This window comes from Pseudaeromonas sharmana (genome assembly GCF_042649925.1).
Classification (GTDB): Bacteria; Pseudomonadota; Gammaproteobacteria; order Enterobacterales; family Aeromonadaceae; genus Pseudaeromonas; species Pseudaeromonas sharmana.
Genome location: NZ_JBHSAF010000001.1, coordinates 238,692 through 264,344 on the forward strand (window position 1 = coordinate 238,692; position 25,653 = coordinate 264,344).

A 25,653-nucleotide genomic window follows, 5' to 3' on the forward strand; every position below is an offset into this window, starting at 1 on the left:
ATATTCTCCTGTTCAGGATGCGAAACGGGCGTGGACTATATCACAAATCCCTATGCTTCGCAGGGTCAGCATGCCGTCTCAAACCTGTGCCCGCGGGAACAGCAGATGGTTTTCCAGGTGGATATGCAGCATCAAGTCCTCGCGCAGCTGACGTAACCCCTGATACAGGGCGCGCCAGGTCACACAGGCGCCTTCCGGCGGCGTGATGTCATTCGTCAGTTCACTGATGAGCTCCAGACTGCTGCCGTGCTGTTCATGCTCGGCCTCCATGACGCGAACAGGGCCAGCTGCCAGTGCTAATTCACCTTGCTGGAACAGCGGGAACAGGATCTGCTCCTCTTTTTGCATGTGCGACTCCAGCTCCTCGGCCATCAGCATCAGCTGGGATGCCAGGCCGCGTGGACAGCCAGGGCGGTCACGATGTACCTGCTCGACCCGACGAGCCAGGCGGATCAGCTCCGGCAGTTGTGCCCGGTGCACAGTGTGAAAGCGGGTCAACAGGTGTTCTATCAGACGGGCACTGTCGGCTTGGCGCCAGTCGATATCGTTGTCGTGTCCCTGAGGTAATGCCTCCAGTTCGGCGACAATGGGCTCGGCATCAAGGCCACGCGCAGCCAGCGCCTCGGCTAATGATTGTTGACCACCACAGCAAAAGTCGAGACGGTGGCGGTGGAAGATAGCGCTGGCGCCGGGACGGTCGCAGACCAGTTCGGCCAAAGAGCGGGCAAGCAGTGACATGACATTCTCCTATCGCATCATCAGAAATACGGTCTTCTAATGGCAAGGAAGATGCCAAATATTAAACTATTGATAATTAATGACTATTTAAAAAAATGGTAAATTTGACCTCGATAGAATATGGTTTTATATACCTTTGAATGGTTTTTTTTACCATGCTATGTCCGATCCCCGATTGTTGCACAACCTGTTAGTTGAGCAGGACCCCATGCGGCGTTTGCAGTACTTGTTGGCGTCGTTACGCCACCATTTTTCCTGCGATGCGGTGGCACTCTTGCAGTGTGACGGCGATGTCTTGAGTCCGCTCGCCATTGATGGGCTGGTTCAGGAGACGCTGGGCAGACGCTTTGTGGTTGCCCAGCAACCGCGGCTGGCCGCATTGCTGGCGGCCGAGTCGGGGGCGTATTTTTCCGCCGACTGCGACTTGCCGGATCCTTATGATGGTTTGGTGGCCGCCCACAGTGGACAACCGCTACCGGTGCATGCCTGTATGGGGATGGCGATTCGACTGGAGCGGCAGCCCTGGGGCGTACTGACCCTGGATGGCCTGCAGGACACGGCGTTTGATGCGGACTCGTTGCAACAATTGCAGCAGTGGCACGATGTGACTGCCCTGACGCTGCGAGTCAATCGCCTTGAGACACAGAGCCGGATGGCGGTGTTGGCGGCGGCAGAACCTGCGCGCCTGCACGCGGACGAGCCCTCCCTTTTGGGTCAGAGCCCGGCTTTTCGGCGTCTATTGCAAGAGATCGAGACCGTCGCCAGCTCTGATTTGCCGGTCTTGCTGTTGGGTGAGACCGGTGTCGGAAAGGAGCTGGTGGCGCGGCGGCTGCATGCATCATCGCCGCGGCAGGCTGCGCCCCTGGTGCAGGTCAACTGCGCTGCCTTGCCGGAGTCGCTGGCCGAGAGCGAGTTATTCGGGCATGCCCGAGGCACCTTCTCCGGTGCCAGCCAGGAGCGCGCCGGGCGTTTCGAGGCGGCAGATGGCGGGACCCTGTTTCTCGATGAGGTCGGGGAGTTGCCCCTGGCGGTGCAGGCCAAATTACTGCGCACGCTGCAAAATGGTGAAATCCAGCGCCTGGGCGAGGACCGACCGCGCAAGGTCAATGTGCGTATCATTGCCGCCACCAATCGCCAACTGGCCGAGCAGGTGCGTGACGGCGTGTTTCGTGCCGATCTCTACCACCGGCTGTCGGTGTATCCGCTACCGATTCCCCCTTTGCGCGAGCGCGGGAACGATGTGTTGTTATTGGCCGGTTACTTTCTGGAGCTGAACCGGGCGCGCCTGGGGTGTCGTAGTCTACGCCTGTCGGCTGCCGCCGAAGCCGCCTTGTGTCGCTATCCTTGGCCTGGCAACGTCCGCGAGCTGGAACATGTCATCAGTCGTGCGGCGTTACGGGTTGCCAGCCAAGCCTCGACTCGTAACAGCATATTGACGCTCGATACGTCGCAACTCGGGCTGTTGCCTCTGGAGGCAGAGGTGGCCACTGTCGTGGCGGAGGCGACGCTCGGTGTACCGGCGATGACGGAGCTGTCCCTGAAGGCGGCGGTGGATCAGTTTCAGCGCGAGTTGATTCGACGTACGCTAAGCCAGCAGCAGGACAACTGGGCCCAGGCCGCGCGGGTGCTGGCGCTGGATGCCAGCAATCTGCACAAGCTGGCGCGCCGGCTGGGGTTGAAGGACGCATAATGCTGTAAAAATCACCAGTGCGTGCGCCAGCGCCGATAACCGTCACGCGATTGCGGTCTCGGCCCTGTGGACACGGCATACTGGGCTCAAACGCCATGAGCTTTGAGGATAAGAACATGAAAAAAACATCACTGATGGACAGATTGCGGGCGCGCAAGCAAGCGCCGAAAGCGGCGGCAGCGGTGGCCTGGTACAATCCGGAGAACTGGTTTAAGGTCAAGGCATTAGCTGAAGATCCAGACCGTTTTGAGGAAACCTTTGAGGCGTGGCTGGTGATGGCAAGGCGTAACATCAAGGAGATGGAAGCCAATGGCTTGCGTGCGGTTGCGGTTCCCGTCGAGGTCAACGAGCTGATGCTCTGGTGTTCGATCAATGGCCGGGCCAATCGCGCCAGTCACAGGGCGGAATATGCCATGTGGAAGCTCTCCCGTGCGACGCCCGTGCGCGGTTGAGTGACGATGATCAACGCCGGAATTCTGGAACAGGCCGGCGTCAGCTCGGCCTGGCTGGCTTTGGTCTCGCGACACCAGGTCGCGCCGTTAACGTACCTGCCATTCTGGGGGCCGATACCGACCTCGGGCTCGGCTAGCGGCAAAGGCTGCCTGTGTCAGTGGTGGCCGGCAACCATCGTCTGGGAGGGCAATACCTTTGCCACGGCGGAGCACTTCATGATGGCGGCCAAGGCGCGCCTGTTCGGTGATCACGCCATTCATGCCCGGATCGCCGCCAGTCATGACCCTGCTGAAGCCCAATATCTGGGGCGTAAGGTCAGTGGCTACGATGAGGGCGTCTGGTCGGCCGCGCGCTATGCCATTGTCGAGCAGGGCAACTGGCTTAAATTTTCCCAGCACCCTGAGCTGGCCAGCTATCTGCTATCGACAGAGCGGCAGGTGCTGGTCTCCGCCAATCCGACCGATACCATCTGGAGCATTGGTCGGAATGAGGATCACCCCGATGTCGCAGCCCCGGCACGTTGGCGTGGTGCCAATTTGCTCGGCTTTGCGCTGATGGCGGTCCGTTCGCGTTTGCGGACGGCGCTCTGGCAACAACGACTGCAGTTGTTGCCGACACAAGGCCAAGACCTGCCGCTGTTGTGGGTGATGCAAAGCGATGAGCAGGCCTGCCGCTGCGCGGGTGTTGTGGCTCGCAGCGAAGCCGATTTCATGCGCCATTGGTCACAGCAGCTGCAGGATCCTCAAGTGCTGAGCCGCAGCCTGTTTCTGGATGGCGAATTGATGGGTCATCTGGTCTGCTATCGGTTGCACGAGGAGTGGCATATTGGCTACTGGTTGCACCGAGACCGGTGGCAACAGGGGATTATGACGGCCGCATTGACGATGTTCTTGCCGCTTTGTCCGCCATGCCCCTTGTTCGCATGGGTCGCCCATGGCAACCAATCATCGGTAAGAGTGTTGGAAAAACAAGGATTTATTGCTGTTGGCGAGGCTAACAGCGAGCATCACTTCCGACGCGCGCAGCGCTAAACTAAGCGTGGATGGCGTGAGGGGCATCTTTGAGTAGAAGATGATAGTTATTCCCATTATCATAGCGTCACTGTTTTCCCGCCTGAAATGAAACCATGTTTGATGTGATCGCTGCCGGTTATGCCATCGATGGCAAACCGCTGCTGCACCCTACTGACATCCGCTTTGAACAGGGGACTGTCTATGGACTGATCGGCCATAACGGCTCGGGAAAGTCCACCTTGCTCAAATTGCTGGCTCGGCAATATCCATGCAGTGGTGGTGAGATCTGTTTTGATGCCGTCCCGCTGGCCCATTGGTCGACCAAGGCGTTTGCCAGACAGGTGGCTTACCTGCCGCAACATCTACCGCTGGCCGAGAGCCTCACTGGGCGAGAGTTGATCGCCTTTGGCCGCTACCCATGGCATGGCTTGTTGGGGCGGCAAACCGCGGAGGACCGTGAGCAGATCGACAGGGCGATTGCGTTGACAGGCACGGCGGCGCTCGCCGAACGCTTGGTGGAGACCCTCTCTGGCGGCGAGCGGCAACGGATCTATCTGGCGATGCTGATTGCGCAGCAGAGCCGGTTCTTGCTGCTGGATGAGCCACTGGCTGCGCTGGATGTGGCGCATCAGGCCGAGGTGATGGCACTGATTCATCGTTTGAGCCGAGAACTGGAGCTGGGGGTGATCGTGGTGATTCACGACATCAACATGGCGGCGCGCTACTGTGACCAGCTGGTGGCACTGCATTCGGGGCGGATCCTGGCACAAGGGACACCGGCTGAGCTGATGCAACCGCAGCCGTTGCAGGCGATCTATGGTGTGGCGATGCAGGTGCTGACGGCGCCGCAAGGGCGGCACAGCGTGGCGGTGCCCGTATGACTCAAGCCTTTGCCGCGCTGCGGCTGTGCTTGTTCGGGCTGGCATTGGCACTATCGTTACCCCTGGCCCAGGCGGCCCCGCAACGCATCATTACCGTCGACTGGACGGTCGCCGAGACCCTGCTGCTGCTCGGTGTCACCCCGCTGGGTGTCGCGCAGAAAGCGGCGTATGACGACTGGGTCGCCGCTCCGGCCCTGCCGGCCGAGGTGGTGGATGTCGGTTTGCGCATGCAACCGAATCGGGAACTGCTGGCCGCCTTGCAGCCTGACCTGATCATCCTGTCATCGTTCTACAACAGCATACGCCCGACGTTGCAGCAGATTGCGCCTGTGGCCAGTGTCGCGCTCTATCAACCGGGAGAGGATCTGTGGCAGCGCCTGTTCTCGGCAACGCGCGAGGTGGCGGCGCTGGTGGGCCGTGAGCGAGAGGGTGAGCAGCTACTGCAACTCCTGCAACAGCAACTGAGCGCCATTGACCAGTGTGTATCCAGCCGGCGCCCGCTGCTGGTGGTGCAGTTTATTGATGCACGCCATGTGCGCGTCTATGGCGTCAACAGTCTGTTCCACGCCGTACTGCAGCAGCTGCACTTGCCGAATGCCTGGCGCCGCCCGACCAATTATTGGGGGTTCAGTACCGCCACCCTGGAAGAGCTGGCAGCGTATCCTGAGGCGCGCCTGCTGGTGGTGGAGCCGCTGCCGCTGGGGGTGGCCGAACAGTTGCAACACAGTGGATTGTGGCCGCTGATCCCGGCGGTGCGTGCCCAGCGCGTCGCCACCATTCCGGCGGTATGGAGTTATGGTGGGCTGGCTGCGGCCAGTCGTTTTGCCAGCGAGCTGGCGCAGGTGCTGCCAATGCAGGTGTCAGCCGAGTGCAGGAGGGCGCGCTATGTCCAGGTACAGTAACGCCACGTCGCTGCGGCGGCTGGGGATCTGCGCCCTGATGTTGCTGCTGGCGTCACTATGGGCCGCCTACCAGACGCTGCACAGCCGTTATCCGATGCTCGCCGTCACGGATCTGGGCTGGCCATCGCCGGCGGCTGGATTGCCGCAGGCGGTGTTGTTTTACACCTGGTGGCCACGTCTGGTGCTGGCGCTGTTGTGCGGTGCCGCGCTCAGCGCCGCCGGGGTCTTGTTGCAGCAGGTTTTGCGCAACCCCCTGGCTGCCCCGAGTACGCTGGGTCTCGCCTCCGGGGCCCAGCTGGCGTTGCTGCTGGCCACGCTGCTGGCGCCGGCGACGCTGCAACAGGGGACAACGGCCGTGGCGATGACTGGTGGCTGCGCCGCCATGTTGTTGGTACTGGCGTTGACTTGGCGCCGCGGTCTGGCTCCCACGCTGACGGTGCTGGCCGGGCTGGTGGTCAATCTGTTTTTCGGTGCCGTCAGTACGGCGCTGTTACTGTTTTATCAGGAGCAACTGAGCGGATTGCTGGTGTGGGGGGCGGGCTCGCTGGCCCAGACCAGCTGGCAGGGCGTCCACTGCCTGTTGCCGCGGTTAACGCTGGCACTGGCACTGGGCGTGCTGCTGTTGCGTCCGCTGGCAGTGCTGGCGCTGGACGAGGCGAGTGCGCGCAGCCTGGGGGCGGCGTTGCCACTGTTGCGGTTGCTGGCGCTGGTGTTGGCCATTTTTCTTACTGCCATCGTCGTGGCGACCGTCGGGGTAATCGGCTTCATTGGCCTGGCGGCACCGGCGCTGGTGCGGTTGCTCGGTGCGCGCACGCTGGCAGCCCGATTTGGTTGGGCGACATTGTTGGGTGGTCTGATGTTGTTGACCACGGATCTGCTTTTGCAGCCGTTGAATGAGCAACTGGGCTGGTTTCTGCCGACCGGGGCAATGACGGCGTTGCTGGGCGCCCCCTTGCTGTTGTGGCTGATTCCGCGCTTGAAACTGACGTCGTCGACACCGGCCAGCTCGCCAGTTGAAACGCCGCCGTCGCGCCATCGCCATCCCGGGCGACTGTTGTGGGGATTGGCGGCCGGCACCCTGGTCTGTTTGTTGCTGGCACTGATGACCGGTTATGGCAGCGCGGCACAAGGGTGGCAGAGCGAGCTGTGGTCTGCGGTTTATCAATGGCGACTGCCACGCGTGGCTGCGGCACTGTGTGCTGGCATGCTGTTAGCGCTGGCCGGCACCCTGATACAGCGAGTTGCACGCAATCCGATGGCCAGCCCAGAGCTGTTGGGCATCAGTGGCGGCTGTGCCATGGCGGTGATCCTGGCGTTGCAACTGTGGCCGACGCTGTCGGCCGGGGGGCTGTTGCTGGCCGGGGCGTTGGGGGCGGGCGCCATGTTGTTGCTGTTGTTGCGGCTCAACCGACGCCATGGACTGGCTCAGGATCGGCTGTTGCTCACCGGTGTGGCGCTGACGGCCCTGCTGGAGCCGGTGCAGACGCTGGCACTGGCCGAGAGTGATCCCTCCACCCAACAGATGCTGGCCTGGCTCTCGGGCTCGACCTACTTCGTCAGCTGGCACGTGGCCGCGCCTGCGCTGTTGTTGCTGTTGCTGGCCGGGCTGGGGGTGCGTTTCCTATGGCGCTGGCTGGATATGCTGCCGTTTGGTGCCGAGATGGCAATATCGCTTGGCGTACCGGTGGCTCGGGCACGGGCCGGGCTGCTGTTGCTGGTGGCGTTGCTGACGGCGGTGTCGACCCTGCTGGTGGGGCCCTTGTCGTTTGTCGGCCTGCTGGCCCCCCACCTGGCACGCATGCTGGGGCTGAGTCGAGCCCGGGAGCAGGTGTATGGTGCCATGCTGCTCGGTGGCCTGCTGATGGTGGCCGCCGATTGGCTGGGGCGTCAGTTGCTCTTTCCCAACGAGATCCCGGCGGGGCTGGTCGCCTCCTTGCTGGGCGGTAGCTATTTTATCTGGTGTTTGCGCCGGCTGTGATGCCTTGACGTATCGCGCAGGGGCTGGCACGCCCTGCGCGAATATAGCGCCACACCCCGTATGTGGCCGTGTTATTTCTCGGCCTGCAGTTTGCAGAATGATGCCATTCCCGCCTCTCTGGCCAGATAAGGGCGCTTCTGTTTGCAAGAGTGTTTAAAATCAATGCGTTACCATGAAAATTCAAATAATTAAATAATTAAATAATTAAATAATTAAATAATTAAATAATTAAATAATTAAATAATTAAATAATTAAATAATTAAATAATTAAATAATTAAATAATTAAATAATTAAGTAATTAAGTAATTAAGTAATTAAGTAATTAAGTAATTAAGTAATTAAGTAATTAAGTAATTAAGTAATTAAGTAATTAAGTAATTAAGTAATTAAGTAATTAAGTAATTAAGTAAGTAATTGAATAATTAAGCAACCCACTGACCTGACATACCTACCGCGGTCGCCATTCCCCCGCTCTGACGATCCGGGTGTGAGTGCCATGACAACCAGATTGGCCGCGGATCGGCTGGCGTGGCGGCTTGCCACGCCAGCGTGTCGAGATTAGCGGCGGCGCCGGAATGCGCCGCTGAGACCAAACGCCGACAGCAGTGCGGCCGCGACCCACAGCAGCAGTGGCCAGCTGCCGATGCGGTTATAGGGGGTTTCGCCGCTGGCGGAGGGTACCTTGACGCGCAGTACCTGTTGTTCAAACTGCGGCAGACGACCCAGCTCCTTGCCTTGGGCATCGAAGGCCACGGTGACACCGCTATTGGTGGCGCGGATCACCGGCTTGCCGAACTCGATGGCGCGCATCCGGGTGATCGCCATGTGCTGCCAGGGACCGTGGGAGGTGCCAAACCAGCTGTCGTTGCTGACCGTCAGAATATAATCGGTGTCGGCATGCACGTTCTGGCGCAATTCGTCGGAGAAGGCCATTTCGTAGCAGATCGACGGCGCGAAGCGGGCTCCGTGCACAACGACATTGGGTTGAATCATGTCGCCACGACTGAATGAGGACATCGGCAGGTTAAAGAACGGCGCCAGTGGCCGCAGCAGCTCGCCAAACGGTACAAACTCGCCAATGGGTACCAGGTGACGCTTATAGTAGCGATTGCCGGTGGCATATTGATAGTGCTGTTGACCCGCCTCGTCGATGAGCCCCATGCCGATGACGCCGTTATAGAAGCGGCGCTGCTGCGGATCCAGATACTGGATGCCAGTGATGAAACCGGTCTGGTTATCGCGCATGGTGGCGTCGAGGTTGGTCAGGAACGGCTCCATCTCGTTCTCAAGCGCTGGCACGGCGGACTCGGGCCAGATCACGACATCGGCCTCGTTGTGCGGCCGGCTCATGTCCAGATAGCGCAACAGCGTCGGCTTGATGTTATTCGGATCCCACTTGGCCGATTGGGCGATATTGCCCTGTACCAGCGCAAAATCCAGTGTCTTGCCCGGCGACGTCCAGGCATGGCCACGCAGCAGGGCGCCACCACCCCACAGCAGCAACGGCAGCAGCAGCCATGGCAGGCGGCGCTGTTGCCAGGCGACCAGCAGGGCACCGATGCTCAGCAGCAGTGCCAGCGTAATGCCCTGCACCCCCAATAGCGGCGCCCAGCCAATCAGCGGACTGTCGAGCTGGCTGTAACCGAGCCACAACCAGGGGAAACCGGTCAGCACATGGCCCAGCGCCCAGTCGGAGAGCAACCACAGCGCTGGCAGCGCCAGCAGGTGGCGCACTGCGCCGCCACGCGGGAAGTAACGCCCCAGCAGGTAGCAGGCCAGGGTCGGGTAGAGTGCCAGATAGGCAGCCAGTCCGCCGACCAGCAGGAAGGCTACCGCCAGTGGTATGCCGCCAAAGGCGGTCATGCTGACATGGATCCACCATAGCCCCGGCATGTTAAGGCCAAATGCCCAGCTAAAGCCGAGCAAGGCACTGCGGCGTGGCGTCTGCTCCTGCAACAGCCAGTACAACAGCAACAGGCTTGGCAGTACCAGGGGCCAAAGCCCCCAAGGCGCGAAAGCGGGGACGGCCAGGGCGCCGGCAAGCAAGGCCAGCACAGGGGCACGCCAGCCTGAGGTTAAGGAGTGTAACCGCGTCAACATCTTGATTTCCTGATAAACGGGCATCGGGACGACGACACCCGGTAAAGATTAGTCGTCAGCCGGCGTTTCGCCTTCGGCCTCGTGGGTCTGGGGAATGCGTACCTGCAACTGCAGTAGGCGGCGGCGGTCGGCATGCAGCACCTTGAAGCTGAAACCTGCCAGGGTCACGGCCTCGCCCTTCTTCGGCAGGTGACCAAAGGCATGCATGATCAAGCCACCGACAGTATCGACCTCATCGTCGCTGAAACTGGCATCGAAGAAGTCATTGAACTCCTCGATGGGTGTCAGGCCATGGACGGCGAATACGCTCTTGCTGAGGCGCCGGATCTGCTCCGGCTCCTCACCGGCATCGTATTCGTCCTCGATCTCGCCGACGATCAACTCCAGGATATCCTCAATGGTGACGAGGCCGGAGACACCGCCAAACTCGTCGACGACGATGGCCATGTGATAACGCTGCTGCTGGAACTCCTTGAGCAACCGGTCGACGCGCTTGCTCTCCGGGACCACGACCGCCGGACGCAAGATCTTGTCGAAGGCAAACGGATCATCGGTCAGGCCAAAGGCAAATTGCAGCAGATCCTTGGCCAGCAGTATCCCTTCGACGTGGTCCTTGTCCTCGTTGATCACCGGGAAGCGCGAGTGCGCAGAGTCGATGATGATCGGCAGGAAGGTCTCCACCGGCTGGTTACGGCGGATGGTCACCATCTGCGAGCGCGGGATCATGATGTCGCGCACGCGCAACTCGGCGATCTCGAGCACCCCCTCGATCATCTCCTTGGTGTCCTCGTCGATGACGTCGCGCTCTTCGGCATCCTGAATCACCTCGGCCAGTTCATGACGATCCTTGGGTTCGCCCTGAAACAGGTGGCTGAGGCGTTCCAGCCAGTTCTTGCGTGCATTGGGGTTGGGGGACTGACTCTGTTCGTCACTCATGGTGCTGTGGTTTGTCCTCAGATCTCATCATCCTGATATGGATTGGCGTAGCCCAGAGCGGCCAGAAACTCGATCTCCAGCGCCTCCATCTCTTCGGCTTCGTCATCCTCAATATGGTCATACCCTAACAAATGCAAGCTGCCATGCACAACCATATGCGCCCAGTGCGCCAGTAACGGCTTGTTTTGCTCCTGTGCCTCCTGTTCCACTACCTGACGGCAGATCACCAGATCGCCCAGCAGCGGCAGTTCGACACCGGGGGGGCACTCGAACGGAAATGACAGCACATTGGTCGGCTTGTCCTTGCCACGGTAGGTCTGGTTCAGCTGATGGCTCTCGGCGCTGTCGACGACGCGCACCGTAACTTCGGCCTCTTGCTGGAACGGCAAAATCGCCGCGTCCAGCCAGCGCTGGAAGTCGGCTTCCGCCGGCAGGCCGGCGCTGTCAGCGCAGGCCAGTTGCAGATCGAGGGTGACGCTCATGCCGGGTTCTCCGTAGTAGGGGCTGTTGCATTGGTGCGGCGGGGATCGTCGCGGCGTTGCTGTTCATCAAACGCCTCGTAAGCCTGCACTATGCGTGCGACAACCGGATGACGCACCACGTCGCCGGCCTGGAAAAAGTTAAACGACAGTCCTTCGACCTGGCCGAGAACCTCGATGGCATGGCGCAGACCGGATTTTTGCTGCCGCGGCAGGTCGATCTGGGTGATGTCACCGGTGACCACCGCCTTGGAGTTGAAGCCGATGCGGGTCAGGAACATCTTCATCTGTTCGACCGTGGTGTTCTGCCCTTCATCGAGGATGATGAAGGCATCGTTCAGCGTGCGGCCGCGCATATAGGCCAGCGGCGCTATCTCGATCACCTGACGTTCAATCAGCTTCTCGACGCGCTCGAAACCCAGCATCTCGAACAGGGCGTCATACAGCGGGCGCAGGTACGGGTCGACTTTCTGTGACAGATCACCGGGCAGGAAGCCGAGCTTCTCGCCCGCCTCGACTGCTGGACGGGTCAGCAGGATACGGCGGACTTCCTGACGCTCCAGCGCATCGACGGCCGCGGCGACGGCGAGATACGTCTTGCCGGTGCCGGCCGGACCAATACCGAAGGTGATGTCGTGGCTGATGATGTTAGCGATGTATTGGCCCTGATTCGGCGTGCGCGGTTTGACCATGCCGCGCTTGGTCTTGATGTTGACCTCCTTGCCGTGGGGAATGGCATAGGGGGTGTCAATCTGACTCTCTTCATCCTGCTCCAGCGCCCGGCATTGCGTGATCGCCAGATGCACCTGATCCGGTGTCAAATCGACTAGCTTCTGGCCGCGGGTCGGTTGGGTCTCGACGTATAACTGACGCAGCAGATCGCGCACCGTTTCGGCTTGGGCGCTGTTACCGTGGATCTGGAAGTGATGATTGCGATAGTTGATTTCCACGCCGAGACGGCGCTCGATCTGTTTGATGTTGTCATCAAACGGACCGCACAGGCTGGCCAGACGCTGACTGTCGGCCGGTTCAAGGTGCAGATCGAGGGTAGTGATATGTCGGCTCAAAGTATCCTCACACGCGGGCCGGCGGGCGGCCCGCTGTTCAATCAGGGACGGAAGGTGGCAACACCGAGCTCATCGGCCACCCCATCGGGGCGACGGGCCAGGATCTCGCTGGGGCGCACGCTCTGGCGCAGATCCATCTCGGCCTCGGTGCGTACCAGCTTGCCACGCAGCGAGTGCGGCAGCACTTCGGTGATCTCGACATCGACAAACTGGCCAATCAGGCGCGCATCGCCGGCGAAGTTGACGACGCGGTTATTCTCGGTACGGCCGCGCAGCTGCAGCAGATCCTGCTTCGACGGCCCCTCGACCAGAATGCGCTGGACGCTGCCAAACATCTCGCGGCTGTATTGCATCGCCTGGTTATTGATCACCTGCTGCAGGTGATACAGGCGTTGCTTCTTCACCTCCATCGGTGTCTCGTCCGGCATGTCGGCGGCCGGGGTGCCCGGGCGTGGACTGAAGATGAAGCTGAAGCTCATGTCGAATTTCACCTCGTCGATCAGCTTCATCGTGCGTTCGAAGTCATCGTCGGTTTCGCCTGGGAAGCCGACGATAAAGTCCGAGCTGATGGTGATGTCCGGACGTGCGGCCCGCAGTTTGCGGATCTTCGACTTGTACTCCAGTGCCGTATGCGGCCGCTTCATCATCGTCAGGATGCGATCCGACCCGCTTTGCACCGGCAGGTGCAGGAAGCTGACCAGCTCGGGGGTGTCCTTGTACACCTCGATGATGTCGTCGGTGAACTCAATCGGATGGCTGGTGGTGTAACGAATACGGTCGATGCCGTCGATGGCCGCGACCAGACGCAATAACTGGGCGAAGCTGCAGATGTCGCCATCATGGCTCGGCCCGCGGTAGGCATTGACGTTCTGCCCCAACAGATTGACTTCGCGTACGCCCTGTTCGGCGAGCTGGGCGATTTCGAACAGCACGTCATCCAGCGGGCGGCTGACCTCTTCACCACGGGTGTAGGGGACCACGCAGTAGGTGCAGTACTTGGAACAGCCTTCCATGATCGAGACGTAGGCGGTCGGCCCTTCGGCACGGGGCTCGGGCAGGGCATCGAACTTTTCGATCTCCGGGAAGGAGACGTCCACCTGGGCACCGTGTCCGCCCTGTACTTGCTTGATCATCTCTGGCAGACGATGCAGGGTCTGCGGGCCGAAGACGATATCAACCTGCGGTGCGCGTTCGCGGATGGCATCGCCCTCCTGCGAGGCGACACAACCGCCGACGGCGATCACCAGATTCGGGTTCTGCTTCTTCAGCTCTTTCCAGCGCCCCAGCTGATGGAACAGTTTCTCCTGCGCCTTCTCGCGGATGGAGCAGGTGTTCAACACCAGCACGTCGGCCTCATCGGCCTCTTCGGTTGTCGCGTAGCCCTGGGCCGCGCCCAGCAGATCGGCCATCTTTGACGAGTCATACTCGTTCATCTGACAGCCCCAGGTCTTGATATGCAGTTTTTTCTGGCTCATGGCGATGTGTTCTGTGCCTTGCTGATGGTGTACGAAAGACGGGCGCGAGCCCTTTGGACCGCGTATTCTACCCCCTCGCCACCGTGCTGACCAGATTGCCACCACCGCGCAGTTTGTAAGGGTTTCCCGCTGCCGACTGCGCATCAGGGCTGCAACCTGCGGCCGGCCTCGCTAGAATGGCCGCTCATCGCCATTGATACCGTTATTTGCCGTGGAGCCCCGAGATGTCCGTTGCTGCCGATCCCCAGGTTGTTGCTCACTATGATGTGTTGATCGTCGGCGGTGGCATGGTCGGTGCCGCCGCCGCCTGCCTGCTGGGCCAGGCCGGGCTGTCGGTGCTGCTGCTGGAGCAACAGGCCCCGCGCCCCTTTGCCACGGATCAGCCGCTGGATCGCCGGGTCTCGGCTATAAGCCCGGCCTCGGTTGCGCTGATTCAGGCCTGTGGTGCCTGGCCGGCGCTGCAGGCGATGCGGCTGCGCGCCTACCGCCGTCTCGAGACCTGGGAGCTGGAAGGGCACGAGACCCGCTTCAGCGCCGCCGAGCTGGGGGTCGATGTGCTGGGGTTCATCGTCGAGAATCGCCTGATCCAGCTGGCCCTGTGGCAGCAGTTGCAGACCTTGCCGAATGTCGAATTCAGTATTGGTAGCCAGTGGCAGCAGCTGGAGTCCACCCCTGAGCAGGCTGTACTGACACTGGCCGATGGCCGGCGCGTTGCGGCGCGACTGCTGTTGGGGGCTGACGGCGCTCACTCCCGGGTACGCCAGCAGGCCGGGATTGGCGTGACGCAGTGGGATTACCGCCAGGCGTGCCTGCTGGTGAATGTCGAACTCGAAGACGAGGCGCCGGAGATCACCTGGCAGCAATTTCACCCTGGCGGGCCTCGCGCCTTTTTGCCGCTGGCCGGTCGCCATGCGTCATTGGTCTGGTATGACACGCCTGAGCGGGTGGCTGAATTACGGGCGTTGCCTCCGGCGGCACTGCTGGCGGCCATCCGGCACCATTTTCCGGCACGTTTGCCGGCATGCCAGGTCCAGGGCGCAGACAGTTTTGCGCTGACCCGGCGCCATGCCCAGCGTTATGTTGCCGACCGGGTAGTGCTGCTCGGTGATGCCGCCCATACCATACACCCGCTGGCGGGGCAGGGGGTCAATCTGGGTTTCAAGGATGTCGAACTGTTATGTCAGCTGATCGTGAGCGCCCGTCAGGCGGGTGAGGCGTGGGATGCCCCGGCACTGCTGGCGCGTTACCAACGCCAACGCCAGCGCGACAACCTGCTGATGCAGACGGCAATGGATGCGTTTTATTTGGCATTCAGCAACTCGCTCCCGCCATTGCGACTGCTGCGTAACGCCGGCTTGCTGCTGGCGGATCGTGCCGGCCCGCTTAAACGTCGCGCGCTGCGCTATGCGCTCGGGCTCTAAGCCTGGGCATGCTGCCGACGCTGCACCGTAATGGCGTTGTCAAGACTAAGGTGTCGCGATGGTGTGATGGAACAAGGATAAACTGGAATGTGAACATCAAGAGGGGAATGGTGGCTATGACGGGATTCGAACCTGTGACCCCCGCATTATGAGTGCGATGCTCTAACCAGCTGAGCTACATAGCCATTTGAAGCGAGCGTTTCCAATGATACCGGCATCAACCGTATCATCCATCACCCTTAAGGTATGGCTGGGGTGCTAGGATTCGAACCTAGGTATGGCGGGATCAAAACCCGCTGCCTTACCGCTTGGCGACACCCCAAAAATGGTGGCTATGACGGGATTCGAACCTGTGACCCCCGCATTATGAGTGCGATGCTCTAACCAGCTGAGCTACATAGCCATTTGAAGCAAGTGTTTTCAATGATGCTGAAATAAAGCGTCTCTTCCATCACCATTAAAATATGGCTGGGGTGCTAGGATTCGAACCTAGGTATGGCGGGATCAAAACCCGCTGCCTTACCGCTTGGCGACACCCCATCCGGGGCAGTTTCCTGAATCTGGCCGTTCTCAATGAGAAGATGGCTGGGGTGCTAGGATTCGAACCTAGGTATGGCGGGATCAAAACCCGCTGCCTTACCGCTTGGCGACACCCCAATCGAGGATTCTGCATACACAGCGTGTGAGAGTGGGTACATCATGCTTGTGCCACGAAACCCTGGTTGCTGAGTTGGGCTTGAACCCAGGCATGATGCCGGGAGCAAACTCATCATCTGCATACCATTAAGTGATGGCTGGGGTGCTAGGATTCGAACCTAGGTATGGCGGGATCAAAACCCGCTGCCTTACCGCTTGGCGACACCCCAAATGATGGTGGCTATGACGGGATTCGAACCTGTGACCCCCGCATTATGAGTGCGATGCTCTAACCAACTGAGCTACATAGCCATTACTCTTCACGTTTGAGCAGTGTCCCGCTCAACTGTGCGGGCGAATTATGCGGATCTGACCCTAGGGCGTCAACCCCTTTTTCCCCGCCGGTGCGCTGGCTGGCGAAGAATTGGCCGCTTGAGGCTGCCGTGATGACGAAAGCAACAGCAAGCGGCTGAAAGCGCATCACTTTATAGGCTTATAAAAACAGAAACCCCTCCACGGAGGGAGGGGTTTGCTGCGCTGTTTCATTTACACGTTGAACAGGAAATTCATCACGTCGCCGTCTTTGACGATGTAATCCTTGCCTTCGGCGCGCATCTTGCCGGCTTCTTTGGCGCCTTGTTCACCCTTGTAGGCGATAAAGTCTTCAAAGGCGATGGTCTGGGCGCGGATAAAGCCCTTCTCGAAGTCGGTGTGGATCTTGCCAGCCGCTTGCGGGGCAGTGGCGCCGACCGGAATGGTCCAGGCACGGACTTCCTTGACCCCGGCGGTGAAGTAGGTTTGCAGGTTCAGCAGGGTGTAACCGGCGCGGATCACCCGGTTGAGGCCTGGCTCGTCCAGCCCCAATTCGGCCATGAACTCCTGGCGGTCTTCCTCTTCCATGCCGGCCAAATCGGATTCGATGGCGGCGCAAACTGGCACGACCACAGAGCCTTCCTGTTCGGCGATGGCCCGGACCTGATCCAGATAGGGGTTATTCTCGAAGCCATCTTCGGCCACGTTGGCGATGTACATGGTCGGCTTCAGCGTCAGGAAGCTCAGGTAGCGGATGGCGGCCTTCTCTTCAGCAGTGAGCTCAAGGGTGCGCAGCATGCCGGCCTCGGAGAGGAGCGGCAGACACTTCTCGAGGGTGGCCAGCTCCAGCTTGGCATCCTTGTCACCGCCCTTGGCCTTTTTCTGGACGCGCTGGATGGCGCGCTCGCAGGTATCGAGGTCGGCCAATGCCAGCTCGGTATTGATGATCTCGATATCCTCGGCCGGATTGACCTTGCCAGCCACGTGGATGATGTTTTCGTCCTCGAAGCAGCGCACCACGTGGCCGATGGCTTCGGTTTCACGGATGTTGGTCAGGAACTGGTTGCCCAGACCTTCACCCTTGGACGCGCCTTTGACCAGGCCGGCGATGTCGACAAATTCCATCGTCGTTGGCACCACGCGCTGCGGCTTGATGATCTCGGCCAGCGCATCGAGGCGCGGATCCGGCATCGGTACCACACCGGTATTCGGCTCTATGGTACAGAACGGGAAGTTGGCCGCTTCGATGCCGGCTTTGGTCAGGGCGTTGAACAGGGTGGATTTACCGACGTTCGGCAGGCCCACTATACCGCATTTGAAACCCATGGAGGTCTCCTTCTCAGAGGTGTCAGGATCCGGCCTTGAACGCGTGCAGACGGTTCATGGCGCGGGTCATATCTTGTTGAAACAGAATGTCGGTGCAGCGCAGCGCCTCGTCGAGGGCGGCGTCGATGAGTTCCTGCTCCTTCTGCGGCGCTTTGGTCAGCACAAAGCCGGCGACCTGGTTCTTGTCACCGGGATGACCGATGCCGATACGCAGACGGTGAAACTCTTTGTTATTACCCATCTTGCTGATGATGTCCTTGAGGCCGTTATGGCCGCCGTGACCGCCGCCCAGTTTGAAGCGGGCGACGCCCGGAGGCAGATCCAGCTCGTCATGGGCGACGAGGATCGATTCCACCGGGATCTGGAAAAACTTGGCTAATGCCGCGACCGCCTTGCCGCTAAGGTTCATAAAGGTGGTCGGGATCAGCAACCGCACCTCCTGTCCATGCATCAGCACGCGCGTCGTCAGACCAAAATACTTGCCATCCTCGCGTAGCATGCCATTGAAGCGGGCTGCCAGTTCAGCCACATACCAGGCGCCGGCGTTGTGTCGGGTGGCGGCATATTCAGGACCGGGATTGCCCAGGCCGACAATCAGGCGGATATCACTACTCATCTCACTCGCTCATTGGACCGCAAAATGACCGCAAAAACGGTCAGGCGTCAGGAATGCGCCATTCTAGCCAGCAGGGCTGAAGTGCTCAACCTTTTGCCGGTTGCCGGGGCTGACGAGGCCGGTTTACTTGCCAATCGGCGGTGTCAGAAAGCCAAGAGGCGGCCTGACGCCGCCTCTTGCCGGGGAAGATCCACTCAGGTCAACTGAACCGGAATGTCCTTGCCGGTGCGGGCGATGTTGTTCTGCGCGTCGAGATAGACCAGGCGCGGCTTGTGATTGGCAATTTCGCTTTCATCAAATACGCCGTAGGCGCAGATGATCACGCGGTCGCCGACCGCAGCCTTGCGTGCCGCCGCACCGTTGAGCGAAATCATCTTCGAGCCGCGTTCACCGGCAATGGCATAGGTGTGAAAGCGGTCGCCGGTTTCGACGTTGTAGATGTCGATCTGCTCGTTTTCGACAATGCCGGCGGCATCCAGCAGATCGAGATCGATACCGCAGGAGCCTTCGTAATTCAGTACCGCATGGGTGACTCGGGCCTGATGCAGTTTGCCGCGGAGCATAATTCGTTGCATGGTGGTTCCTCTTTCCAACTTGACCCGGCGCTGCCGGTCTGCCAGCGCGCGGACTATAAACTATCTATCTTGTGGGTGCAAATTCACCACCAGGTTGTCGATCAGCCGGGCTCGCCCCAGGAAGGCAGCCATTAAAATCACCGCGCGCTGACTCTGGGCACCCAGCGGCAACAAGGTATCGGCATCCACCAGATCGATGGCATCAGTGCGGAAACCGCCCTCATCCAACTGCTCTGTCGCTTGCTGGATCAGGGCCTCATAGTCCTGCTCCCCCTGTTCGATCCGTTGACCCAACTGGTGCATGACGCGGGCCAGCAAGGGGGCGATTGCGCGTTCGGCGACGCTCAGGTAGCCATTGCGTGATGACAGGGCCAGGCCATCCTCGGCCCGCACGGTCGGCACACCGACGATTTCGACTGGCATGGCCATATCGGCCACCATCTGGCGGATCAGGGCCAGTTGCTGATAATCCTTCTGCCCGAAGCACGCCACATCCGGCTGCACCAGGTTGAACAGCTTGGTCACCACGGTGGCAACGCCGCGGAAGTGACCGGGACGCAGTGCCCCTTCCAGCAGGGTCGAGATGCCTGGTACTTCGACGTAGGTCTGGGCGCCGAGACCATGGGGATACATGATCTCCGGCGTCGGCGTAAAGACGGTATCGACGCCAGCAGCGCGCAGCCGGGCACAGTCCTGTTCCAGGGTGCGTGGGTAGTTGGCCAGATCCTCGGCGCGGTCGAATTGCATCGGGTTGACGAAGATGCTGACCACGACGCGGCGGGCACGCTGTTGTGCCTCGCGGACCAAGGTCAGATGGCCGTCGTGCAGGTTGCCCATGGTTGGGACGAAGGCGATGGTGTCGCCCTGTTGGCGAAAATGGCTAATAGTGTGACGCAGCGTCGGGATGTCGTTGACGACAAGCATGGACTGTTCCTCGTTACGCTTCGCGTAGCCCACCCCGCGAGGGGTGGGGCGCAGGAGTCGTGGATCGGTTGATCAGTTGAAGGTCTGTTCCGGGCCGGGGAAGGAGCCATCAGCAACTTGCGCCATGTACTGGCGTACTGCTGCGCGGATGTCTCCGGTTTCGGCGAGGAAGTTCTTGGTAAATTTCGGGGTGTAGCCGGAAGTGATGCCGAAGGCATCGTGCATCACCAGGATCTGGCCATCGGTTCCGTTGCCGGCACCGATGCCGATCACCGGAATGCGCAGCGCCTTGGTGATGCGTTCGGCCAGAGCGGCAGGAACACACTCCAGCACCAGCAACTGGATGCCAGCAGCCTGCAATGCCAATGCGCTGCGGTAGATTTCGTCAGCCTGTTCGACATCGCGGCCCTGTACGCGGAAGCCGCCGAACACATGCACCGATTGCGGCGTCAATCCGAGGTGGCCACACACCGGGACGCCATTGCGGTTGAGATGGCGCACGGTATCACACAACCAGTCGCCACCTTCAATCTTGACCATGCTGGCCCCGGCGGCCATCAGCTTGGCGGCGTTGGCACAGGCACTGGCGGTATCGGCATAGCTCATAAACGGCAGGTCGGCGATCACCAGCGCATTGCTGGTGCCACGCCGTACGCAGCGGGTGTGATAGGCCATCTCGTCGACGCTGACCGGCAGCGTATCGGTGTGCCCCTGCATGACCATGCCCAACGAGTCACCAATCAGCAGGACGGGGATGCCCTCGTCGTCGAACAGACGGGCGAAGGTGGCATCATAGGCGGTGATCGAAGCGAACTTCTGCCCTTCCTGCTTCATTTTCTGCAGCTGGGTAATGGTGACTTTGCTCATCGGGTCTTCTCCGTTTACAGCGTGTCGGCGAGCGGTTGCAGTCCGTCGCGATCACAGGATTCGGCCAGTGCGCGCAACGGGGTACCGCAGGGCAGTACCAGATCGGGCACCAGATCTGACAGGGGTAACAGCACAAAGGCACGCTGCTTCATGCCATAGTGAGGCACGGTCAGGCGCGCGTCATTGATCTGCTCGTTACCGAACAACAGCAGGTCGAGGTCGAGGGTGCGCGGCCCCCAGCGCTCGTCCTTGCGGACCCGTCCCTGGTCCAGCTCGATGCGTTGCATCGCGTCGAGCAGGGCGTGCGCGGTCAGATCGGTCTCCAGCCAGGCGACGCCATTGATGTAATCGGGTTGATCGGCCGGCCCCATCGGGGTCGAGCGGTATAGTGGCGAACAGGCGACGAAGCGGCTGTGCGGCAACTGTCGCAGCGCCTCGACGGCCGCCTGAATCTGCCTCAGCGGTGCCTCGAGATTGGCACCGAGGGCAATAAACGCCGGAATCATGCCTGGGCGTCCTTGGGACGACGAGGGCCACGACGCCGGCGGCGGCGTGGTTTGCTGCGCTCACCGTCCGCTTCGCTTTGCGGGTATGGGTGCGGAGCAGCCTGATGAGGCTGCTGGTCGCCCCCTTGACTCTGCTGGTAGTTCTGCCACCACTGTACCAACTCTTTAAGACGGCCATCGACACGGCTGCGAAGCTCGAGGAAATCGAGGGCAGCACGGAACTTGGGATGGCCGAGCAGACGTTCGGCGCGCTTACCGGAGCGGCGCGGCAGGCGATCTTGCAACAGCCAGATATCACGCACGTCTGTGGTGAAGCGGCGTGGAATGGCGATGGTACGGATCTGGGTATCGATCGCCTCGTTCATTGCCAGCATCAGGGTATCCTGTGGTGGCAGCGAGCTCTCGTTGCTGAAGTCACGGCTGCGTTTTTCCACTACACCCCACAGCAGGGCGGCATAGAAGAAGGCCGGCGTCACCGGCAGGTCGGCGGCAACGCGCTCATCGGTATTGATCAGCGCCAGTTCGAGAAAACGCTCAAAGGGTGAGTTGCCCGCGGGGGTCAGCAGCGTGGCGACCTGAGGGAACAGTGGAGCAAAGAGTCCATACTGGCGCAGCAGGTAATAGGTTTTCAGCGCATCGCCGGCGAGGAACAGCTTCAGCGTCTCCTCAAACAGGCGAGCGGGTGGTATGTCCTGCAGCAGGGGAGCCAGTTCGCGGATCGGTGCCGCGGTGCGTTCACTGAGCCCCAGGTCCAGCTTGGCGGCAAAGCGGATGGCCCGCAGCATGCGAACCGGGTCTTCACGGTAACGGGTCTCGGGATCGCCGATCAGCTCCAGAAGGCCGGCTTCCAGATCTGTCAGGCCGCCGTGGAAGTCGTGCAGGCTGAAATCCTTGATGCTGTAGTAGAGCGCATTGACGGTGAAGTCGCGGCGCTCGGCATCTTCTTCGATGGTGCCATAGACGTTGTCGCGTAGCAGCATGCCTTCGTCGGAGCGGCTGGAGACATGTTTGCTGGTATTGACCTTATGATGATGACCGCGGAACGTGGCGACCTCGATGACGTCGCGGCCAAAGACCACGTGCGCCAGTCGAAAACGACGACCGACCAGACGGCAGTTGGAGAACAGCTTTTTGATCTGTTCCGGCGTCGCATCGGTGACGATGTCAAAGTCTTTTGGCTTGCGCCCCAGCAGCAGATCGCGGACACCACCGCCGACCAGATAGGCTTCGAAACCCGCTTTGTTCAGCCGGTAGAGCACTTTCAGGGCATTGTCACTGATCTGCCGACGCGAGATCGGATGCTGATCCCGAGTCAGGATACAGCGTTCACCGGGCTCACCGAGGGTGACGGTGCCGGTTTCATCTTCTTTGCCCAGGACTTTGCGGCAAAAATTAGCGATCTGGGAAAATATGGTACACCTCCGAACAGGCAGTGGCCTGTTATTGCGGCGCTATGATAGCGCAGCAGCAAAAAATGAGAAACCGCTGACTAGGAATGGCTGGCATGAGTCGTTTCGCTACTCCGGTGCGGAATCGACCGCATTGACCAATGCTGCAGGGCCCAGGTCAGCTGGATGTCCGCAGACGCACCTGCCAACTCGGCCGGGGGGCACTGCCCCAGAAACGCCAATGCTTGCCACAACGTCTGGCCGATGTGCTGTTGTGATAGCGGCGGTGCATGGTTCTGCTTGGAGAGTTTGCGGCCATCTGATTGCAGGGCCAGCGGTAGATGTAACCAGCCTGGTTCCGGGTAGCCGAGTAACCTGTACAGTGCAATCTGACGCACCGTTGGCTCAATCAGGTCGGCGCCCCGCACCACCTCGGTAATGCCACTGTCGGCGTCATCGATCACCACGGCAAGGTTATAGGCGAATAAGCCGTCACGACGCTTGAGGATAAAGTCCTCCTCGGCTAGCGCGATGGGTACGCTAATGCGCCCCAGTAGCCGATCGTCAAATTCGTACACTGGCTGGTCCATGCGCAGACGGATGGCGTGGCCGGCACCGCTAAGGTCTCTTGACCGGCAATGGCCGGGATAAATTCCCCCGGCTTCCTGGATGCGAGCCCGGCTGCAGTCACAGTGATAGGTCATGCCGCGGATACCGAGCTCATCCAGCAACTGCTGGTAACGGGGGTGGCGTCGGCTCTGGTAGACAACTTCGCCGTCCCAGTGCAATCCATAGCTATCGAGTGTGCGCAGGATCAGATCGGCGGCACCGGGGACTTCGCGCGGGGGATCCAGATCCTCGATACGAACCAACCAGCGGCCACCCTGCGCCCGTGCTTGCAGGTAGCTACCCATTGCGGCGATGAGCGAGCCAAAGTGTAACGGGCCCGACGGTGATGGAGCAAAGCGCCCGGTATAAGAAGAGATAGGCATCTGCGGGTTATGAGTTGACAAGCATGCTTCGCCGCGCAGTCTGACACAGGGGCTCGCCGGTGCCAAGTCAGATGACGGTCAAGGCAAATGGTGGCCACTTAGCGACACACATGGCACCACGGGCAGCAGTAAAAACCAAGGGCGCCGCAGCGCCCTTGATGACTCGTCAGTATAGGCTTAGCCTGCCATCTGCTTTTCCTTGATCTCGGCCAGCGTCTTGCAATCGACACACAGTTCAGCGGTCGGACGGGCTTCGAGGCGACGAATGCCGATCTCGATACCGCAGTGTTCGCAGTAACCGAAATCGTCGTCTTCGAGCTTAACGAGTGTCTTTTCAATCTTCTTGATCAGCTTGCGCTCGCGATCCCGCGCCCGCAGTTCAAGAGCAAATTCCTCTTCCTGCGCGGCACGGTCAACCGGGTCCGGGAAGTTGGCTGCTTCATCTTTCATATGATCGACGGTGCGGTCGACTTCTTCTCGCAACTGATTGCGCCAGGCCTCGAGGATCTTGCGAAAGTGCGTCTTCTGCGCTTCGTTCATGTACTCTTCATCAGGCTTGGCCTGATAAGGCTCTACACCGGCGATGGCCAGAGGACCCAGCGACTTGTTGGTATCGCCCATAGGCATGATGATCTCCTAATTCGCACCACTCAGCACTACATCGTGTGCTGGCTACTGATAATCTAAGGCCGGTATCTATATCAGAAGGTGTCGGGGGGAGCAAATAGGAACCGCATTTTTGCTATCCAGACCTTCTTTTCTTTTTTCGACCTGCCTAAGGTTCCAAAAAACCCGCGGCCATCCGCGGCTTGGTATCGCTATATTGTGTCGTTTTTGCCACTTTCAAGGCATCAATTCGACAAACTGGCTAAAAAAAATGGCCTGGTCTGTAAACCGGCCTCCATACTGGGCGCGCCGTAGCTTGGCACCGTGTTTTCTCGGTGCTCGTGCCGGTGGCGACGCTGATCAATCCCTCTCTTTTTCTGGTTATAGCAGACAAACACGATCATGGATCTATTCGAACCGACAAAAGCTGATGATGCCCTTGATGTGACGTTTCCACAGCCTTTGCAAGGAGCATGCCTGTTACGACGTTACCAACGTTTTCTTGCCGATGTCCGGCTGGATGAGGGGACAGAGATAACGTTGCATTGCCCGAATACCGGACGCATGACCGGCTGTGGTGAGCCGGGTTGGCGCGTCTGGTTTTCACTGTCCGACAATCCGGCCCGCAAGTATCCGGGGACCTGGGAGTTGGCACAGACGCCTGACGGTGACTGGATTGGTGTTAATACCAGCCGGGCGAACGCCGTGGTGGCGGCGGCGCTTCACGCCGGCCGCATTCCCGAGCTTACGGGTTACCATTCGTTGCGCCGTGAGGTGCCATATGGTGAGGAGCGCAGTCGGATTGACCTGTTACTGACGGCTCCAGACCAAGCGTCCTGTTATATCGAGGTCAAGAGCGTTACCCTGCTGGGCGATCCGGCGCGGCCATCTTTGGCAGGGCAGGGGCATGGCTTTTTCCCTGATGCGCCCAGTGCGCGCGCCAGCAAACACCTGCGTGAGCTGATCAGATTACGGCAGCAAGGGCAGCGGGCCCTGGTGCTGTTTTGCGTGTTGCATACCGGTATCCGCCAGGTGAGCGCGGCACAGCATGTTGATGCAGACTATGCCCTGGCGCTGCAGCAGGCGGTTGAGGCCGGTGTCGAGGTGCTGGCGTATGCTTGTGCGATATCACCGCTGGGGTTGCGACTGGGCGCCCGGTTGCCCGTGATGTTCACCGAGTGACCAGCTGGCTCTGGGTTGGTAGCGTACGCCTTGCGGTGTCGACAGGGATGCATAGAGATGTAATGTCTGTAACGACAGCGGGATCGGGGTAATCCGCGGGTTAGCCAGCGCACGCGCTTTGCGAAACAGGGTGACGTGAGGCCGATAGGGGCGCGGGTCGAGTGGCCAGCCCGCCTCGCTGACGGCTGAGCGCAATCCGGCTTCAAGCAGCAGTAAGGCCTCGGGGATCTGGCTGGGCCCTATCCAGCCGGCTTTGGCGCGGGGAAACAGCCCGAGCTGGTCCAGCGTCAGCGTCATGGGCGCCAGTGGCAACCGTGCCAGCGTGGTGCTGGTCAGGCGAGTCAGTGCCGGCAAGGTGCCGAGTGGGGCATTCCCCAGAAACAACAGGGTGAGATGCAGGTTATCCAGCGGTACCGGAGGGCCGGTTTCAGTACTGGCCAACTGCTGTTGGCAGGCTTGTAGCGCGGCGCCCTGCTGACAGGCATCAAACCCCCAGAACAGTCGTAGGTGTGGCTCCATCTCGCCTCCTTCATTCATTACCTTGTTCAGCTGTGTAATAGGGCTCACCGGTGTGGTAAGGCTGCAAAA

Annotated in this window: 25 protein-coding genes and 7 tRNA genes; 9 read left to right on the forward strand and 23 right to left on the reverse strand. The window is 60.2% G+C overall.

The genetic code is table 11. From position 1 onward, the window contains the following. Positions 1-78: 78 nt before the first annotated feature. Entirely contained in the window at positions 79-738 is a 660-nt protein-coding gene (gene ytfE, locus ACFOSS_RS01115; protein WP_377150040.1) for an iron-sulfur cluster repair protein YtfE, read from the reverse strand. Positions 739-898: 160 nt separating this feature from the next. On the opposite strand from ytfE, the gene norR reads away from it, so the two are divergent. The 6 genes from norR (at position 899) to fhuB (ending at position 7,655) form a co-directional block, all read left to right on the forward strand. Beyond that, positions 899-2,428, forward strand: a complete 1,530-nt coding sequence (norR, locus tag ACFOSS_RS01120; RefSeq protein ID WP_377150042.1) for a nitric oxide reductase transcriptional regulator NorR — start codon at positions 899-901, stop codon at positions 2,426-2,428. A gap of 116 nt (positions 2,429-2,544) precedes the next feature. Then, positions 2,545-2,880 (forward strand): hypothetical protein, encoded by a 336-nt coding sequence (locus tag ACFOSS_RS01125; protein ID WP_377150044.1) that lies wholly within the window; start codon positions 2,545-2,547, stop codon positions 2,878-2,880. 6 nt (positions 2,881-2,886) lie between these two features. Then, entirely contained in the window at positions 2,887-3,912 is a 1,026-nt protein-coding gene (locus ACFOSS_RS01130) for a GNAT family N-acetyltransferase (RefSeq protein ID WP_377150046.1), read from the forward strand. A gap of 95 nt (positions 3,913-4,007) precedes the next feature. Next, a complete protein-coding gene (locus ACFOSS_RS01135; protein ID WP_377150048.1) occupies positions 4,008-4,775 on the forward strand; it encodes an ATP-binding cassette domain-containing protein in 768 nt (255 codons plus the stop codon). Then, a complete protein-coding gene (locus ACFOSS_RS01140) occupies positions 4,772-5,677 on the forward strand; it encodes an ABC transporter substrate-binding protein (RefSeq protein WP_377150050.1) in 906 nt (301 codons plus the stop codon). The genes ACFOSS_RS01135 and ACFOSS_RS01140 overlap by 4 nt, the downstream gene beginning before the upstream one ends. Then, on the forward strand, positions 5,661-7,655 hold the full coding sequence (gene fhuB / locus ACFOSS_RS01145) for a Fe(3+)-hydroxamate ABC transporter permease FhuB (RefSeq protein WP_377150052.1): 1,995 nt from the start codon (positions 5,661-5,663) through the stop codon (positions 7,653-7,655). The genes ACFOSS_RS01140 and fhuB overlap by 17 nt, the downstream gene beginning before the upstream one ends. A gap of 560 nt (positions 7,656-8,215) precedes the next feature. On the opposite strand, the gene lnt is transcribed toward fhuB, so the two are convergent. The 5 genes from lnt to miaB are packed head-to-tail and all read right to left on the reverse strand — an operon-like array spanning position 8,216 to position 13,714. After that, positions 8,216-9,757, reverse strand: coding sequence for an apolipoprotein N-acyltransferase (lnt, locus tag ACFOSS_RS01150; RefSeq protein ID WP_377150054.1), 1,542 nt, complete (start codon positions 9,755-9,757; stop codon positions 8,216-8,218). A gap of 48 nt (positions 9,758-9,805) precedes the next feature. Next, positions 9,806-10,693, reverse strand: coding sequence for a CNNM family magnesium/cobalt transport protein CorC (corC, locus tag ACFOSS_RS01155; RefSeq protein ID WP_377150056.1), 888 nt, complete (start codon positions 10,691-10,693; stop codon positions 9,806-9,808). 17 nt (positions 10,694-10,710) lie between these two features. After that, positions 10,711-11,175, reverse strand: a complete 465-nt coding sequence (gene ybeY / locus ACFOSS_RS01160; RefSeq protein WP_377150058.1) for an rRNA maturation RNase YbeY — start codon at positions 11,173-11,175, stop codon at positions 10,711-10,713. Beyond that, positions 11,172-12,239, reverse strand: coding sequence for a PhoH family protein (locus ACFOSS_RS01165; protein WP_377150060.1), 1,068 nt, complete (start codon positions 12,237-12,239; stop codon positions 11,172-11,174). The genes ybeY and ACFOSS_RS01165 overlap by 4 nt, the downstream gene beginning before the upstream one ends. Positions 12,240-12,280: 41 nt before the next feature. Then, positions 12,281-13,714 (reverse strand): tRNA (N6-isopentenyl adenosine(37)-C2)-methylthiotransferase MiaB, encoded by a 1,434-nt coding sequence (gene miaB, locus ACFOSS_RS01170; RefSeq protein WP_377150062.1) that lies wholly within the window; start codon positions 13,712-13,714, stop codon positions 12,281-12,283. Between the two features lie 224 nt (positions 13,715-13,938). Between miaB and ACFOSS_RS01175 the strand changes: the two genes are divergently transcribed. Then, positions 13,939-15,135 carry an FAD-dependent monooxygenase gene (locus tag ACFOSS_RS01175; protein ID WP_377150064.1) on the forward strand — a complete coding sequence of 399 codons (1,197 nt, stop codon included), beginning with the start codon at positions 13,939-13,941 and terminating at the stop codon, positions 15,133-15,135. Positions 15,136-15,243: 108 nt separating this feature from the next. On the opposite strand, the gene ACFOSS_RS01180 is transcribed toward ACFOSS_RS01175, so the two are convergent. The 14 genes from ACFOSS_RS01180 to pcnB all read right to left on the reverse strand — a co-directional run bounded on the left by ACFOSS_RS01180 (position 15,244) and on the right by pcnB (position 22,273). Continuing rightward, a tRNA-Met gene (locus ACFOSS_RS01180) sits at positions 15,244-15,320 on the reverse strand. Between the two features lie 62 nt (positions 15,321-15,382). Continuing rightward, a tRNA-Gln gene (locus ACFOSS_RS01185) sits at positions 15,383-15,457 on the reverse strand. 4 nt (positions 15,458-15,461) lie between these two features. Continuing rightward, positions 15,462-15,538, reverse strand: a tRNA-Met gene (locus ACFOSS_RS01190). Between the two features lie 62 nt (positions 15,539-15,600). Then, a tRNA-Gln gene (locus ACFOSS_RS01195) sits at positions 15,601-15,675 on the reverse strand. Positions 15,676-15,717: 42 nt separating this feature from the next. Beyond that, positions 15,718-15,792: transfer RNA gene (locus ACFOSS_RS01200), tRNA-Gln, on the reverse strand. Between the two features lie 134 nt (positions 15,793-15,926). Continuing rightward, positions 15,927-16,001, reverse strand: a tRNA-Gln gene (locus ACFOSS_RS01205). A 5-nt stretch (positions 16,002-16,006) separates the two neighbouring features. Continuing rightward, positions 16,007-16,083 (reverse strand) — tRNA-Met (locus ACFOSS_RS01210). Positions 16,084-16,317: 234 nt separating this feature from the next. Next, positions 16,318-17,409, reverse strand: a complete 1,092-nt coding sequence (gene ychF / locus ACFOSS_RS01215) for a redox-regulated ATPase YchF (RefSeq protein WP_377150066.1) — start codon at positions 17,407-17,409, stop codon at positions 16,318-16,320. A gap of 22 nt (positions 17,410-17,431) precedes the next feature. Then, positions 17,432-18,025 carry an aminoacyl-tRNA hydrolase gene (pth, locus tag ACFOSS_RS01220; RefSeq protein WP_377150068.1) on the reverse strand — a complete coding sequence of 198 codons (594 nt, stop codon included), beginning with the start codon at positions 18,023-18,025 and terminating at the stop codon, positions 17,432-17,434. A gap of 194 nt (positions 18,026-18,219) precedes the next feature. Beyond that, complete coding sequence (gene panD, locus ACFOSS_RS01225; RefSeq protein ID WP_377150070.1) at positions 18,220-18,600, reverse strand: aspartate 1-decarboxylase; 381 nt, start codon at positions 18,598-18,600, stop codon at positions 18,220-18,222. Between the two features lie 60 nt (positions 18,601-18,660). Then, entirely contained in the window at positions 18,661-19,524 is an 864-nt protein-coding gene (gene panC / locus ACFOSS_RS01230) for a pantoate--beta-alanine ligase (protein WP_377150072.1), read from the reverse strand. A gap of 72 nt (positions 19,525-19,596) precedes the next feature. Then, the gene (gene panB, locus ACFOSS_RS01235; RefSeq protein ID WP_377150074.1) at positions 19,597-20,391 is read right to left on the reverse strand and encodes a 3-methyl-2-oxobutanoate hydroxymethyltransferase; all 795 of its coding nucleotides are present in this window, start codon (positions 20,389-20,391) and stop codon (positions 19,597-19,599) included. A 14-nt stretch (positions 20,392-20,405) separates the two neighbouring features. Then, the gene (folK, locus tag ACFOSS_RS01240) at positions 20,406-20,897 is read right to left on the reverse strand and encodes a 2-amino-4-hydroxy-6-hydroxymethyldihydropteridine diphosphokinase (RefSeq protein ID WP_377150076.1); all 492 of its coding nucleotides are present in this window, start codon (positions 20,895-20,897) and stop codon (positions 20,406-20,408) included. Then, on the reverse strand, positions 20,894-22,273 hold the full coding sequence (pcnB, locus tag ACFOSS_RS01245) for a polynucleotide adenylyltransferase PcnB (protein ID WP_377150639.1): 1,380 nt from the start codon (positions 22,271-22,273) through the stop codon (positions 20,894-20,896). Before pcnB ends, folK begins: the two co-directional genes overlap by 4 nt. Between pcnB and ACFOSS_RS01250 the strand changes: the two genes are divergently transcribed. After that, entirely contained in the window at positions 22,196-22,354 is a 159-nt protein-coding gene (locus ACFOSS_RS01250) for a hypothetical protein (RefSeq protein ID WP_377150078.1), read from the forward strand. The two genes, pcnB and ACFOSS_RS01250, sit on opposite strands and share 78 nt — an antisense overlap. Before the next feature lie 32 nt (positions 22,355-22,386). On the opposite strand, the gene gluQRS is transcribed toward ACFOSS_RS01250, so the two are convergent. Together gluQRS and dksA are read right to left on the reverse strand one after the other, a co-directional pair. Beyond that, positions 22,387-23,277: a tRNA glutamyl-Q(34) synthetase GluQRS gene (gluQRS, locus tag ACFOSS_RS01255; RefSeq protein WP_377150080.1), complete on the reverse strand. Its 891-nt coding sequence runs from the start codon at positions 23,275-23,277 to the stop codon at positions 22,387-22,389. Positions 23,278-23,454: 177 nt separating this feature from the next. Then, positions 23,455-23,904, reverse strand: a complete 450-nt coding sequence (gene dksA, locus ACFOSS_RS01260) for an RNA polymerase-binding protein DksA (RefSeq protein ID WP_377150082.1) — start codon at positions 23,902-23,904, stop codon at positions 23,455-23,457. Between the two features lie 381 nt (positions 23,905-24,285). On the opposite strand from dksA, the gene sfsA reads away from it, so the two are divergent. Next, positions 24,286-25,065, forward strand: coding sequence for a DNA/RNA nuclease SfsA (gene sfsA / locus ACFOSS_RS01265; RefSeq protein ID WP_377150085.1), 780 nt, complete (start codon positions 24,286-24,288; stop codon positions 25,063-25,065). Here the strand turns inward: sfsA and thpR are convergent. Further along, the gene (gene thpR / locus ACFOSS_RS01270; RefSeq protein WP_377150087.1) at positions 25,012-25,584 is read right to left on the reverse strand and encodes an RNA 2',3'-cyclic phosphodiesterase; all 573 of its coding nucleotides are present in this window, start codon (positions 25,582-25,584) and stop codon (positions 25,012-25,014) included. The genes sfsA and thpR overlap by 54 nt on opposite strands. Positions 25,585-25,653 lie beyond the last annotated feature (69 nt).

Bases quoted from the DNA above. Each gene is read 5' to 3' on its own strand.
- ACFOSS_RS01130 (WP_377150046.1), top strand. From the start codon at position 2,887: ATGATCAACGCCGGAATTCTGGAACAGGCCGGCGTCAGCTCGGCCTGG.
- ychF (WP_377150066.1), bottom strand. From the start codon at position 17,409: ATGGGTTTCAAATGCGGTATAGTGGGCCTGCCGAACGTCGGTAAATCC.
- dksA (WP_377150082.1), bottom strand. From the start codon at position 23,904: ATGCCTATGGGCGATACCAACAAGTCGCTGGGTCCTCTGGCCATCGCC.
- pth (WP_377150068.1), bottom strand. From the start codon at position 18,025: ATGAGTAGTGATATCCGCCTGATTGTCGGCCTGGGCAATCCCGGTCCT.
- norR (WP_377150042.1), top strand. From the start codon at position 899: ATGTCCGATCCCCGATTGTTGCACAACCTGTTAGTTGAGCAGGACCCC.
- ACFOSS_RS01140 (WP_377150050.1), top strand. From the start codon at position 4,772: ATGACTCAAGCCTTTGCCGCGCTGCGGCTGTGCTTGTTCGGGCTGGCA.
- ACFOSS_RS01125 (WP_377150044.1), top strand. From the start codon at position 2,545: ATGAAAAAAACATCACTGATGGACAGATTGCGGGCGCGCAAGCAAGCG.
- panB (WP_377150074.1), bottom strand. From the start codon at position 20,391: ATGAGCAAAGTCACCATTACCCAGCTGCAGAAAATGAAGCAGGAAGGG.
- fhuB (WP_377150052.1), top strand. From the start codon at position 5,661: ATGTCCAGGTACAGTAACGCCACGTCGCTGCGGCGGCTGGGGATCTGC.
- ACFOSS_RS01175 (WP_377150064.1), top strand. From the start codon at position 13,939: ATGTCCGTTGCTGCCGATCCCCAGGTTGTTGCTCACTATGATGTGTTG.
- miaB (WP_377150062.1), bottom strand. From the start codon at position 13,714: ATGAGCCAGAAAAAACTGCATATCAAGACCTGGGGCTGTCAGATGAAC.
- ybeY (WP_377150058.1), bottom strand. From the start codon at position 11,175: ATGAGCGTCACCCTCGATCTGCAACTGGCCTGCGCTGACAGCGCCGGC.
- folK (WP_377150076.1), bottom strand. From the start codon at position 20,897: ATGATTCCGGCGTTTATTGCCCTCGGTGCCAATCTCGAGGCACCGCTG.
- ACFOSS_RS01250 (WP_377150078.1), top strand. From the start codon at position 22,196: ATGCTGATCCCGAGTCAGGATACAGCGTTCACCGGGCTCACCGAGGGT.
- ACFOSS_RS01135 (WP_377150048.1), top strand. From the start codon at position 4,008: ATGTTTGATGTGATCGCTGCCGGTTATGCCATCGATGGCAAACCGCTG.
- gluQRS (WP_377150080.1), bottom strand. From the start codon at position 23,277: ATGCCTATCTCTTCTTATACCGGGCGCTTTGCTCCATCACCGTCGGGC.
- lnt (WP_377150054.1), bottom strand. From the start codon at position 9,757: ATGTTGACGCGGTTACACTCCTTAACCTCAGGCTGGCGTGCCCCTGTG.
- sfsA (WP_377150085.1), top strand. From the start codon at position 24,286: ATGGATCTATTCGAACCGACAAAAGCTGATGATGCCCTTGATGTGACG.
- panD (WP_377150070.1), bottom strand. From the start codon at position 18,600: ATGCAACGAATTATGCTCCGCGGCAAACTGCATCAGGCCCGAGTCACC.
- panC (WP_377150072.1), bottom strand. From the start codon at position 19,524: ATGCTTGTCGTCAACGACATCCCGACGCTGCGTCACACTATTAGCCAT.
- thpR (WP_377150087.1), bottom strand. From the start codon at position 25,584: ATGGAGCCACACCTACGACTGTTCTGGGGGTTTGATGCCTGTCAGCAG.
- corC (WP_377150056.1), bottom strand. From the start codon at position 10,693: ATGAGTGACGAACAGAGTCAGTCCCCCAACCCCAATGCACGCAAGAAC.
- ytfE (WP_377150040.1), bottom strand. From the start codon at position 738: ATGTCACTGCTTGCCCGCTCTTTGGCCGAACTGGTCTGCGACCGTCCC.